General features: G+C 31.7%; 10 protein-coding genes. All 10 read left to right on the top strand.

Annotated features, from left to right (window positions below):
- The first annotated feature begins 149 nt into the window (after positions 1–149).
- The 10 genes from alsT (at position 150) to JN168_RS07475 (ending at position 14,365) form a co-directional block, all read left to right on the top strand.
- Positions 150–1,592, top strand: coding sequence for a glutamine transporter AlsT (alsT, locus tag JN168_RS07520; protein WP_042738765.1), 1,443 nt, complete (start codon positions 150–152; stop codon positions 1,590–1,592).
- A 398-nt stretch (positions 1,593–1,990) separates the two neighbouring features.
- Entirely contained in the window at positions 1,991–2,833 is an 843-nt protein-coding gene (gene glcT / locus JN168_RS07515) for a glucose PTS transporter transcription antiterminator GlcT (protein WP_042738764.1), read from the top strand.
- A gap of 609 nt (positions 2,834–3,442) precedes the next feature.
- The gene (locus JN168_RS07510; protein WP_042738763.1) at positions 3,443–4,669 is read left to right on the top strand and encodes an AI-2E family transporter; all 1,227 of its coding nucleotides are present in this window, start codon (positions 3,443–3,445) and stop codon (positions 4,667–4,669) included.
- Between the two features lie 403 nt (positions 4,670–5,072).
- Complete coding sequence (gene mprF, locus JN168_RS07505; RefSeq protein WP_279525734.1) at positions 5,073–7,598, top strand: bifunctional lysylphosphatidylglycerol flippase/synthetase MprF; 2,526 nt, start codon at positions 5,073–5,075, stop codon at positions 7,596–7,598.
- Between the two features lie 679 nt (positions 7,599–8,277).
- Entirely contained in the window at positions 8,278–9,438 is a 1,161-nt protein-coding gene (gene chrA / locus JN168_RS07500) for a chromate efflux transporter (protein WP_279525733.1), read from the top strand.
- Between the two features lie 181 nt (positions 9,439–9,619).
- Positions 9,620–10,573 (top strand): LacI family DNA-binding transcriptional regulator, encoded by a 954-nt coding sequence (locus tag JN168_RS07495; protein ID WP_042738760.1) that lies wholly within the window; start codon positions 9,620–9,622, stop codon positions 10,571–10,573.
- A 45-nt stretch (positions 10,574–10,618) separates the two neighbouring features.
- A complete protein-coding gene (gene rbsD, locus JN168_RS07490; protein WP_042738759.1) occupies positions 10,619–11,008 on the top strand; it encodes a D-ribose pyranase in 390 nt (129 codons plus the stop codon).
- Between the two features lie 11 nt (positions 11,009–11,019).
- The gene (locus JN168_RS07485) at positions 11,020–12,510 is read left to right on the top strand and encodes a sugar ABC transporter ATP-binding protein (RefSeq protein ID WP_269668881.1); all 1,491 of its coding nucleotides are present in this window, start codon (positions 11,020–11,022) and stop codon (positions 12,508–12,510) included.
- Positions 12,497–13,438 carry an ABC transporter permease subunit gene (locus tag JN168_RS07480; protein ID WP_107589411.1) on the top strand — a complete coding sequence of 314 codons (942 nt, stop codon included), beginning with the start codon at positions 12,497–12,499 and terminating at the stop codon, positions 13,436–13,438. The genes JN168_RS07485 and JN168_RS07480 overlap by 14 nt, the downstream gene beginning before the upstream one ends.
- A 12-nt stretch (positions 13,439–13,450) precedes the next feature.
- Complete coding sequence (locus tag JN168_RS07475) at positions 13,451–14,365, top strand: D-ribose ABC transporter substrate-binding protein (protein WP_042738756.1); 915 nt, start codon at positions 13,451–13,453, stop codon at positions 14,363–14,365.
- Positions 14,366–14,367: the final 2 nt, after the last annotated feature.

Below are 14,367 nucleotides of genomic sequence, written 5' to 3'. Positions count from 1 at the left end.
GATATCAAATGGAATGATTCGATTCTATTTATTGTCTATTAACTTTGCAAGTATATTATCGCTTTTAAAAGAGATAATACGGCTTGTGATAATACTATAAATCTCTTGATTTTATTATGAATTTTAAATAGTAGATTTGAGGGATAAAAGTGAGAGATTTTGATGGTTTAATTCCGGATTGGTTTAAAGATTTCGTCCAAGTCGGTAATGATTTGATTTGGTCTCAGTACCTAATTGGGTTACTGATAACTGCCGGTATTTTCTTTACAATTGGGTCTAAGTTTGTTCAGTTGAGATGGATTCCTGAAATGTTTCGTGCCATTGGTGAGAAACCTGAAACTTTAGATAATGGCAAGAAAGGTATCGCACCATTCCAAGCATTTGCAATTAGTGCAGCTTCTCGTGTTGGTACCGGTAATATAGCAGGTGTGGCTACAGCGATTGTTTTAGGTGGACCTGGCGCAGTGTTTTGGATGTGGATTATCGCCTTCATTGGTGCAGCAAGTGCCTTTATTGAAGCAACATTAGCACAGGTATATAAAGTGCCTGACGAAGATGGTGGTTTCCGTGGTGGACCAGCTTATTACATAACAAAAGGACTAAATCAAAAATGGTTGGGTATTGTATTTGCGGTATTGATTACAGTTACATTTGCTTTCGTATTTAATACAGTTCAATCTAATACAATAGCAGAATCATTAAAAACACAGTACAATGTGAGTCCAGTCATTACAGGTATTATATTAGCAATTTTAACGGCTGTTATAATCTTTGGTGGTGTAAGAAGTATTGCTACGATGTCATCTGTTATCGTTCCAATTATGGCAATACTTTACATCTTTACAGTTATTGTAATCTTAATATTAAATTTCGATCAAATCATTCCAATGATTACAACGATTATTAAAAGTGCATTTGGTCTAGAACAAGTAACAGGTGGTACAATTGGTGCTACAATTTTACAAGGTGTAAAACGTGGTTTGTTCTCAAACGAAGCAGGTATGGGTTCTGCCCCTAACGCAGCAGCAACAGCGGCTGCACCTCACCCAGTGAAACAAGGTTTAATTCAATCATTAGGTGTATTCTTTGATACAATGCTTGTTTGTACGTCAACAGCAATTATGATCTTATTATATTCTGGATTGAAGTTCGGTGAAGATGCACCACAGGGTGTAGCCGTAACACAGTCAGCACTCAATGAACACATTGGTAGCATTGGTGGTATATTCTTAACGGTGGCAATTGCTTTATTTGCATTCTCATCTGTTGTAGGAAATTATTACTATGGTCAATCAAATATTGAGTTTTTATCAAAAAATAAAGTTATCTTATTTATTTTTAGATGTCTTGTCGTTGTTTTAGTATTTATTGGAGCAGTAGCAAAAACGGATGTTGTATGGAGTACAGCTGATTTATTCATGGGCTTAATGGCCATTGTTAACTTAGTTGCAATTATAGGATTATCCAATATTGCATTTGCAGTAATGAATGATTATCAGAAACAACGTAAAGCTGGTAGAAAGCCAGTGTTTAGACCAGAAGAGTTGGAAATCAATTTATTTGGTATTGAAAGTTGGGGCATGAAAAAATAAAATAACAGTTAAATATTTATGTTAGTACTGTTATAGTCTAACGTAGAAAGACAATTGCTAGTGGTCAATATAGCAATTGTCTTTTTTTATAAAATTTAGTTGTGTTGTTGTTAATTTGTTGAGTCAGCTTTGTGTAATATTTAATGGAGGTATGGGTTGTATAAAATAGCTTGGACTATTATTCAAAATATACTATGTATGCTTTATGATTATAATTGTTACTGTACTCTATTTAAGATGAAGGAACTAACAATTTATTCATCGTTGTTATTATTGCACATTAGGCAGTGATAAATATATTTTATACGTGCTTTTTTATGAATGAAGGCGATCTATTACTTCCAATTTTTTTAGTTTCAATATATAATTTTACTGACATATAAATAAGGATGAACAATATGAATGATTACTTAGTTACTAAAGTTTTAAATAATAATGTTATCATTTGCACAAAAGATATGCATGAGTACGTGTTGATTGCTAAAGGGATAGGGTTTAATAAAAAAGCTGGCATGACTATTCATAATAATCAATCTATTGAAAAGGTTTATGTACTAGATCAGAAATCGCAACAAGAATACTACAAATCTATTATTGAATATGCAGATGATCAACTTATACAAGCAGTTATCGATGCTGTTAATATTATAACGAGTTCGGAATTGACAATTGATAATCAACAACTCGTGGTCTCTGTTACGGATCATATTATTTTTGCTTATAAACGCTTGAAACAAGGTCAAGTTATAAATAATCCTTTTGTAGCTGAAACAAAGCAATTATACCAAACAGCTTATTCGATAGCGGAAAAGGTGATTTATAAATTAAATCATGTGTTGGATGTGAATTTTCCAGAAGATGAAATAGGATTTATCGCATTACACATAGCTTCAAATACTGAAACGGTATCTCTTGAAGAAATTAAATCAATTAATCGACTTATTAATAAAAGTATTTTTATATTAGAGCATGATTTGAAAAGTGATATTGATAAAAATTCGGTTCAATATCAACGGTTTATTCGACATATTCAATTTTTAATAAAGAGGTTGAGTAGTGGTGAGAATTTACAACATAATGGTGCGTTTGAAGCGTTATTAAAGGAGCAATATCCATTGTGTTATAATATTGCGCTCAAAATTATGAAGATGTTACAGCAAGAGTTAAAGGTTGAAATATATGAAGCGGAAATTACTTATCTTACGTTACATGTATATCATTTTATGGCAAATAAAAAATAAATTTAATAAGGATGTTTCTAATTTTTAAAAACTGTCTACAGACCTTTGGCTTTGTGGTCAGTTTTTATTTTGGGGACATGTGCTAGGTGTAGGTCAATTTTTTTATTATTAGTAAATAAAATAGATGCACGCTTTCCGTGGGCCCAGCCTCAGCTTGTAGTCTTCGGCAAGTGCTATTCCCACAGGAGTCGGCACCTAATTGGGTACTAGAAATAGCTTGTGAAAATTGATGTTTATGCTATAACCTTACTTATTTTACAAGTAATAGAAACAATTCAGATAAAAAATTCACAAAAGCAAATTGTTACTTACGTTTCAAAAAGTATATAAATTTTAAAATTAATACGTACTAAACATTATGTGAGGAAATATATGTTTAGAACAACGTGGATATGTTATTATAAATTTATTGACATGCTATGGAACTGAAATTATGATGGTATGTTAACTTTTCGTATTTTATTGTCTTAATTACGATATTTGATAGTTGAGGTTACTTTTTAAGACTAAATATAAAAGTATTTATTTGTGACTATCAAAATAAAAGCTTAGGTTAAAATGTATTTTATTAAGACATTATTATGAATCAAAATAAGGTATGGTGAAGTTATGAATCAAGAACAAAATACTCAACAAGAATCAAAAAATAAAAAGGATCGGCTCAAGTTAAGTTTTCCAGAGACACGATTTATGAAATTTTTTGGTGGTAAAGATTTAATTTTTGGCCTCATTGTACTCATATTGGTCGGATTTGCGATTTTTATTTTTGACCAGGTATCTTATATTTTTAAACCATTTATTATTGTATTTAATACAATAGCTGCACCAATTATCGTTTCTATTATTTTGTACTATTTACTTAATCCTTTAGTTAATTTAATGGAACGTTATAATATTGGACGTGCATGGGGAGTTATTATTCTATTTTTACTAATTGTCGGTGTTATATCATTGGCGATTAATTTACTTATTCCTGTAATTGGCACTCAAATTAAAAGTTTTGGTCATAATTTTCCTCATTATGTTGATAAAGTAAATGGTTTAATTGATCGGATTACTAAATATTCGTTGATATCTAATTCTTATAGTCAAATTCAAGACCAACTTGATGCATTGTCTAAGAAGATTCCATCAATGATTTCAGATTACTTTAATGGTTTTGGTACTAAAGTGAAAAATGTAGCAGAAGCATTAGTAAATGTCGGTGTCGTTATTGCTACAACACCATTTGTATTATTCTTTATGTTGAAGGATGGCCACAAATTTAAAGAATTTTCAACGAATTTAATGGCACCAAAATTTAGAAAAGATTTTCATGATCTATTGGATAAAATGAGTGAACAAGTTGGTTCTTATATTCAAGGACAAATTATCGTGTCATTCTGCATTGGTATTTTATTATTTATTGGTTATAGCATTATTGGATTGGATTATAGTTTAATTCTTGCTTGTATCGCCGCGGTCACAAGTGTCGTACCATATATTGGTCCAACGATTGCAATTTCACCAGCAATTATAATTGCTTTAATCACTTCGCCAATTATGTTATTAAAGTTAATTGTGGTATGGACTGCAGTACAATTTATAGAAGGGCACTTTATTTCACCAAATATCATGGGTAAAACATTGAAAATTCACCCACTTACAATTATCTTTATCTTATTAAGTGCGGGTAATTTACTCGGTGTCGTTGGTGTCATTCTTGGAATTCCAGCTTATGCAATCTTAAAGGTATTAGTTACTCATTTATTCTATCTTTATAAGCGTAGATATAATAAATATTATGGTGATGATGCTGGAGATTATGAAATTAAAGACGAAGAAGTCAATCGTTAATAAGATAGTCGTATAACTAGATAAATAGTTCGCTTGAATAGGCGATGTTGAGATATTCGTCAAAAAATGATATCAGCTCGCAAATGAATGTTAAAAGTTCATTTGCGGGTTTTTTATATGGAAAATATTTCAATTAAAATGTTGAAATCAACGTAATTGATTGGTAGTACTAAAGTTGAATATGATAATACAAATGATATAAACATAATAAGTATGACGATAACGATGAATCAAAATAACAACAATAAAACAAACAAAAATATTTTTAAGCATTAAAGCAATTTTATCAATATTAAATATGACATTATTGTTAGCTCATGATTGCTTAATTATATTTCTTTGACAATTATATTGTGGTATATTTTTTATGAATATATGAAACTCGTAGAAATGAAGTGAAAAAATGTCTAAGGAAATAAGAAGTAAACTGCTCTCTGTATTAAAGGTTGTATTTGCAGTTGCTTTATTAAGTTTTGTGATTTTTACATTGTATCGTGAACTTGCCCATATTAATTTTAAGGAAACTGTAAAAGCATTTGGCAAAATTAATAGTTTATGGTTAGTTGGATTGTTTTTAAGTGGTGGTGCTTCAATTGTTGTAATGTCTTTATATGATGTGATTTTAGCAAAGACATTAAATTTGCGTATTTCCATTTTAAGAACAATTCGTATTGGTTATATTGTAAATGCGCTTAATTCAGTAATTGGTTTTGGCGGCTTTATTGGTGCTAGCGTAAGATTTTTATTTTATAAAGATACGACTAAGGATAAAAAGGCTTTAGTCCATACTATTTCAATTGTTTTAGTATCCATGTTAACGGGTCTAAGTTTATTGTCTATTTTGGTTGTATTACATATTTTTGATGTCTCGCACATTTTTAGTCCATTTCCATGGATAAGATGGTTGTTATATATCGTTGCATTATTCTTACCGATATTTATTGTTGTTACAATTCTTAAACCTGTTCAGCAAAGTGAAAAGTATCTAGGGGTATATTGTACTATCGTATCGGCAATTGAATGGTTTGTTGCCGCATTAGTACTATACTTTGCTGCATATATTGTTGGTATTCATATTGCATTTCCTACCTTTATGGGCATCTTTATCATTGCTGCGTTATCAGGTCTCATCAGTTTTATTCCTGGTGGATTTGGTTCATTTGATTTAGTTGTGTTATTAGGCATGAAGGGGTTAGGTATTCCTGAAGAAAAAATCGTATTAGCAGTTCTGCTATATCGTTTTGCATATTATTTATTCCCATTATTGATTGCGTTGATTCTTTCAACCTTTGAATTTAAAGATACTGCAAAGCGTTATTGGGAAGATTCAAGGCTCAGTATTCCTGTAAAGGATATGTCTTCATTGTTAGCTTCATATCAAAAGGACGTATTGGCAAGAATACCATCATTTTCAATTGCAGTTCTATTAATGTTTACGAGTTTAATGTTCTTCTTAAATAACCTGACAATTATATACGATGGATTATATGCACCAAACCATAATGTATATTATACAATTGTGGCAGTTCATACTTGTGCATGCCTATTGTTGTTACTAAATACGTTTGGTGTTTACTGTGGATCAAAACGTGCAATATTGTTTTCTATTATCTCTGCAATATTAATTTTCGGTGTGACAGCATATACTTATGCTTCGTTTATATTATTAGGTTGGTTGACTATTATCATCATACTGCTTGTACTATTTTATAGACGAGCTACAGTAATCAAACGACCGTTTAGATTTTCTAAGTTGATGCTAAGTGTGTTGATAGGTGCGATCATTCTATTTCTAAATCACATTATCATAACAAGTGCATTTGCAAGTTTAGATATTTATCATGTGGAAATTGATACATCTATATTACGCTATTACTTCTGGATAACTATTATTTTAGTTGCAATTATTGTTGGATTAATTGTCTGGTGGTTTGAACATCGTTACCGCGTTTTAAGGACGAATGAGTCACTTGAAATTTGTGAAGATATCATCGCTAAGTATGGCGGTCATTTCCTCAGTCATTTAATGTATAGTGGTGATAAGAAGTTCTTTATAAATGAACAACAAGATGCATTTGTAATGTATCGTTACAAAAATAATGCCTATATTGTACTGGGTGATCCAATTGGTAACTCGACTTCATTTAATACATTATTGGAATCATTTTATAAGGAAGCAAAATTTTTCGGCTATGATGTCATCTTCTACCAAGTAACGGATAAATATATGTCGCTATACCATAATTTTGGAAACCAGTTTTTCAAATTAGGTGAAGAAGCAGTTATTGATTTGAATCATTTCTCTACTTCAGGAAAAAAGAAGCGAGGTTTGCGTGCAACACTTAATAAGTTAGATGATAGTGGGTTGATCTTTGAAGTACTATATCCGCCATTTTCTAATAGTTTATTATCTGAACTTAAAGCAGTGAGTGATGAGTGGTTAGATGATAGAAATGAAATGCATTTTTCTGTAGGACAATTTGATAATTTTTATTTAAATCAGGCACCAATAGCCATTATTAAAAATAATGATAATAAAGTTATAGCATTTTCATCAATTATGCCGGTATGTGAGCATGAAACGATATCTGTAGATTTGATTCGTTGGAAGCTAGATATTGATGTACCATTGATGGATGGTTTATATTTAAAAATGCTTTTATGGGCAAAAGAACACGGCTATAGTAAATTCAATATGGGAATGGCTACTTTATCAAATGTCGGACAAGTACAATTTTCATTCTATGGAGAACGTATTGCTGGAAGAGTATTTGAACATTTCAATGGACTATATAGATTCCAAGGATTAAGAAAATATAAAGAGAAATTTAAACCAGAGTGGGAACCAAGATTTTTAGTATATCGTAAACACCATTCGCTTTGGCTTAGTATGTTAAAGGTAATGCGTGTAATTAGAAAGAAAAAGTAATATGGATGATAGATAAGTAACTAAAAGTAAATACAAGAAAACATCAAAAAGGCCAAATCTTAATTAAAAGATTTGGCCTTTTTTGTAGCTTAAATTCCATGACTTTAAGCTTTTAGGAGTTTAAGTGTAGTGCTTAATGGTTTGTGTAGCCAATGATTGGAGAAGTATTAGCTACTAATAAACTAACTTGAATACTAGAAAAGTCATTTAATTCTAACTCTATATGACGATCATTACCCTTTTGCCGAAGGTATGTATATAATATAACATCGTAGGTAAGCGCTTTCAACAGTAGTTTAATTATTCTTCAAAATAAAAATTTACATTCTACTCTCTTTAATGCAATTTGATTTTAAATTGTTAATTTACATTTTTGTAAAAAGAGTGTAAAGTTTTAAAAATTGGTTTGACTAGTGTGTATAAAGTTTATAAACTCAATTTAAACTATCTTCTGTCACGTAAATAGAGATTGTGTAGTGCTTATCGTTTGTTACTACCTGCAATAATTAAAAATTAATAATTCAAATGGTTGTATTGGATTTATAGATCGAAAATTAAGTAAGTAGGCTTAGGTGTTTAAAGTTACGATTTTATTGCTACATTATAAAGAAATTCAATTGCTTGATTTATTATGATAAATTCATCCTTTGAAATAATAAAGAGAATAGAGGAGAATAAATTGAAAAAATATTTTCATATTTTTTGGATTGCTTTGAAACTTGGTTTTGTTTCATTTGGGGGTCCAACTGCTCATTTGGGTTATTTTTATGACACATATGTTAAAAAGAAACGATGGCTTAATGAGCAAGAATATTCAAACCTTGTGGCTTTATGTCAATTTTTGCCAGGACCGGCAAGCAGCCAAGTGGGAATTGGTATAGGAACTATAAAAGGTGGAATTATAGGTGGGATTATTTCGTTTTTAGGATTTACTACACCTTCAGTAATTATTTTAATGGCTTTTTCGTTATTTTTTGCTAATGAAAATACACATTTTACATGGATTCAGGGGTTAAAATTGGTAGCTATTGCAATTGTAGCGCAAGCAATTATTGGTATGGGCAAAAAACTTGCTACTACTAAAACGACTATTACATTAGCATTATTTACTTTAACTTTGACACTGCTGATTGAGAATATTTTTATACAAGTTTTTTCTTTGATGTGTGTAGGTATGTATGGGTTGATATTTTTGAGAAATAAATCAAATAATCAACAAACACATAACAAATTATTTTATTTACCTAAACGTATGGGTTACCTTTCACTATTTCTGTTCTTTCTTTTACTATTCCTATTACCATATATTAGAACGTTAACCAATAACGTCTGGCTTTCTATGTTTGATAGTTTCTATAGAGCGGGGGCATTTGTATTTGGCGGTGGTCATGTCGTTTTACCATTATTGAAAAGTGAATTTGTCCCTCAAAACCTTATAACTTTAGAGCAATTTTTAACTGGTTATGGTGCTACTCAAGCAGTACCGGGACCACTGTTTACGTTTGCGTCATTTATCGGTACTGAAGTTGCTGGTATAGGTGGAGGTATTTTAGCCACAATTGCTATATTTTTACCTGCTTTCTTATTATTATTTGGTGTCTTACCGTTTTGGGACAATCTTATTAATAATATCTATGCAAATGGCTTCTTAAAAGGAATTAGTGCAGGGGTAGTCGGAATTTTAATTTCTGCTTTTTACAATCCCATTTGGAAAACAACGATTCAATCAGAAATCGATTTTGCTTTGGTGAGCATTATGTTTGTTTTGTCAATGTATTTTAAATGGCCATCTTGGTCAATCGTCTTACTTGGTTTATTGTTTGGTATTGTATTTTATTAAATATTTAAGATGAACCATTACGTTATTTGCGTAATGGTCTTTTTTACTATAAAAAGTAGAAAATTTTGACTGGATATAGATTTTATAAATTTTATGCAGAAAATAATACATCATCTATTCAATTTTGAAAAAATATGCTATTATGAAAACGGTTACATATATTGGTGGGAGTGACTACACTATGGCGACAATTAAAGAAGTTGCACAATTAGCCGGTGTGTCTGTAGCAACTGTTTCTAGAGTGATTAATAATAACGGTTATGTTAAAGCAGATACCAAGCTTCAAATTGAGCAAGCGATTAAGCAATTAAATTATAAACCTAATGAAGCTGCAAGAACGTTATTTAAAAAGAAATCAAAAATAATTGGTTTACTGTTACCTGATATTAGCAATCCATTTTTTATGTTAATTGCTCGTGGTGTTGAAGATATTGCTTTAAAGCATGGATTTCAAGTCTTAATTGGTAATAGTGACAATTCATTAGAAAAAGCAAAAGGATATATTAACACCTTTAATTCTCATAATTGTATTGGGATCATTTCTACTGCATTCGATCACCATTCAATTACTGAATTGATAGCAACACAAAGTCTTCCTGTTGTTTTTGTAGACAGATTAAACAAGGAACAAAATGGCATTTCAACGAACCACTATAGAGGCGGTGAACTGCAGGCACAAATTGTAATCAATGGTGACGCACAGCATGTATTGTTATTGCATGAGGATCTTACTATTGAAACATTCAAATTACGATATAAAGGTGCAAAGCATGTATTGGAACAAGTGAATATTAAGGTTATAGATTGTCCGGTTTCAACGTTGCAAGATGCTAAATTATTCGAAACCATACTCACGACACAATATATTGATTCTATTATTTGCAGTAACGATATGATAGCAATTCAAGTGCTAGGAATGATTCAACAATTAAATTATAAAGTTCCAGAAGCGATTCAAATTGTAGGATATGATAATATTCCTTTTTCTAAAATGACATATCCACAAATTACTACGGTTGATCAGTCAGCATATCGTTTAGGTACCACAGCAGTTTCAAAATTATTAAATATTGATGAAGCGGATTGTGAACAAATTAAATTAATAATTAAAAAAAGACAAAGCACTAGAAATTAATGAATTTTATGTAACGGGTTACATATAGGAGAAAGGGGTTTATAAATGTATAAAACAGGTGTGTTAAATAGTGAAATTTCAAAGGTATTGAGTGATTTGGGACACACGGACAAAATTATTATTGCGGATTGTGGCTTACCGGTACCACAACATGTACACAAAATTGATCTCGCACTCACATTAGGACAACCCTCCTTTTTAGATGTATTTAATATAGTGAGTGAGCATATGAAGATTGAACGGATGACGGTAGCAACTGAAATTGAAAATGATAATAATCAATTATTTGAAGATTTAAAGGCTACTAATTTAACCATTGAAAGTGTAAGCCATGAAGAATTAAAAATGTTGAGTCATGATGTAAAAGCAATTATTAGAACTGGCGAAGGGACACCATATGCCAATGTAATCTTAACAAGTGGCGTTATATTCTAGGAGGTGAAATGATGATTGGTATGAATCAGATTTACAAATCTTTTGGTCAAAACGATGTGTTAATGGGCGTTGACCTAGAAATTCGTGAAGCGGAAGTCCATGCGCTTATGGGTGAAAATGGTGCTGGAAAAAGTACTTTAATGAAAATTTTAACTGGGGTTTATAAAGCAGATAAAGGTACAATTTATGACAATGGTCACGAAGTACAGTACAAAAATACTAAAGATGCTGAAGAAAACGGGATTGCATTTATACAACAAGAATTAAATATTTGGCCTAATTTAACAGTTTTGGAGAATTTGTTTTTAGGAAAGGAAAAGGTGAAACGTTTCGGTCTAATTGATAATAAAACGATGCGTAAAGAAGCCTTAGCTTTATTTGAAAAGTTGAACCTCAAAATTGAATTGAATGAATTAGCGAGTAATTTATCTGTAGGTATGCAGCAAATGCTGGAAATAAGTAAAGCGTTAATGCAAGATGCCAAAATAATTATCATGGATGAACCTACGGCAGCTTTAACAAATAGTGAAATAACAGTGTTATTTGAACAAATCAATAAGTTAAAAAGTGAAGGCGTATCATTTGTGTATATCTCGCACAGAATGGAAGAAATTTTTGAGTTGTCAGACCGTATCACTGTCATGCGAGATGGCCGTTCAATATTGACGACACAAACAGAACAGACAACACAGCAACAAATCATCAAAGCAATGATTGGTAGAGATTTGGATCATCAATATCCGCATAGAAATTTTACTGCAAGTGAAACGATTTTAACTGTGCAAAATTTGAATAGCAAAGCGCATGGTATTGAAAATGTGAACTTTGAGTTGAATAAAGGAGAAATTCTGGGATTTAGTGGATTGATGGGAGCAGGTCGTTCCGAAATTATGCGTGTATTGTTTGGTTTGGATGTAGGTCAAATGCATGTTGAATTAGCAGGACAACCGCTTCATATTAACAATCCGAATCAAGCAATTAAGCAAGGATTAGCTTTTATTACAGAAAATAGAAAAGAAGAAGGTCTAGTATTACAAGATACAATTGTAGAGAATATGACATTACCTGCGTTAAAAAGCTTTTCAAAGACGAATTTATTAGTACAATCATCAATGGATCAATATACTGATCAAATGATTCAACGCTTAAATATTAAAGGACGTAAAGAAAATAGTTGCATAGATTTGTCTGGTGGAAATCAGCAGAAAGTTGTATTGGCTAAATGGATTGCAACCGCACCTAGAGTGTTAATTTTAGATGAGCCGACAAGAGGTATAGATGTCGGTGCTAAGAGAGAAATATATCAATTAATGAATGAACTGACTGAACGCGGTATGTCGATTATTATGATTTCATCTGAGCTTCCTGAAGTAATTGGTATGAGTGATCGAGTAGCAGTGGTTCATGAGGGACATATTGCAGGCATATTAAATAAAGATGAATTATCTGAAGAGCATATTATGACGTTAGCTACTGGAGGGAATTTAGATGCAACAATCTAAAATATCATTATCTTATTTAGAAAAAGTAATTCCATTTATTGGATTAATCTTACTCGTTATTATTATTAGTATTTTAAACAGTGCATTTTTGGAACCATCCAATTTATTTAACTTATTGAGACAGGTATCAATTAATGGGTTAATTGCATTTGGTATGACCTTTGTTATTTTAACAGGTGGAATAGATTTATCAGTTGGTTCCACTTTAGCTTTATCTAGTGCATTAGTAGCAATTCTCATGGTTTCTGGTGTTGATGGTATTATCGCTATTATTATCGGATGCATTTTTGGAGCAGTCTTAGGTGCGATTAATGGATTCTTAATTACTTTAGGGAAAATGGCACCATTTATTGCAACTTTGGCTACAATGACTGTATTTCGAGGCGTAACGCTTGTTATTACAGATGGTAATCCAATAACGAATTTAAACGGCAGTTATGCATTCCAATTGTTTGGACGAGGTTATTTTATTGGTATTCCAGTGCCTGCCATTACGATGTTCATTACCTTTATTATTCTCTATGTGATACTGCATAAGACGATATTTGGTAGACAGACTTATGCTATGGGCGGTAATGAGAAGGCTGCATTTATTTCAGGTATAAAAGTTAATAAACTGAAAGTGTGTATTTACGGTTTAGCAGGGCTAATGTCTGCACTTGCTGGAGCGATTTTAACATCGAGACTTAATTCGGCTCAACCGACTGCAGGTATGTCATATGAATTAGATGCCATTGCCGCTGTTGTATTAGGTGGTACTTCACTAACAGGTGGTAAGGGGCGAATTGTCGGTACGCTTATTGGTGTATTGATTATCGGTGTGTTAAATAACGGTTTGAATTTGCTTGGTGTATCATCTTTCTACCAACAAGTTGTTAAAGGTGTAGTGATTATTATAGCAGTGTTGATTGATAGAAAGAATAAATAGGGGGTTTAGAGTATGAAGAAAATCTTTATTTGTTTAATTGCTGTACTATTATTTTTAACAGGTTGTTCGCTTGAATCCCCTTTAGAAAATAATAGTAATAGTAAATCGGATAAGAAGAAATCAGATATTGTAATTGGTGTTAGTATTTCTACTTTGAATAATCCTTTCTTTGTAAAAATTAAACAAGGTATAGAAGATGAAGCGAAACGACAAGGCGTAAAGGTCAAGTTTGCGGATGCGCAAGATGATGCAGCAAAACAAGCTAATGATATCGATGATTTAATTCAGCAAAACGTAGACTACTTAATAGTAAATCCTACTGATTCAGACGCTATTTCAGGTAGCATACAAATTGCGAATGACCAAAATATTCCAGTAATTACTTTAGATAGAGAAGTTTCTAAAGGGAAAGTAGCGTCATTTATTGCTTCTGATAATGTTAAAGGTGGAGAGATGGGTGCACAGCTTATTGTTGATGAAATAGGCAAAGATGCCAAGGTGGCAGAATTAGAAGGTATTCCTGGTGCGAGTGCGACGAGAGAACGTGGTAAAGGATTCCATAATATCGCTGATAAATCATTGGATGTCGTATCAAAACAAAGTGCGAAATTTAACAGAACGGAAGGGTTGAATGTCACACAAAATATTATCCAAGCGCATCCTGATATTAAAGCCGTCTTTGCTCAAAATGATGAAATGGCTTTAGGAGCAGTGGAGGCTATAGGTAATAAAGATATTAAAGTTATTGGTTTTGATGGAAATGAAGATGCGTTAAAATCAGTAGACAATAAAAAATTATTTGCAACAGTAGCACAACAACCTAGTTTAATGGGAGAAGAAAGTATTAAAACAGTTATGAAACTTTATGATGGTAAAAAGGTTGCTAAAAAGCATAAAATACCATTGAAAATGAAACAGCAAAAGTAAAT

Source organism: Staphylococcus gallinarum (assembly GCF_029774255.1).
GTDB lineage: Bacteria > Bacillota > Bacilli > Staphylococcales > Staphylococcaceae > Staphylococcus > Staphylococcus gallinarum.
This window is presented reverse-complemented; position numbering and strand designations above follow the sequence as displayed.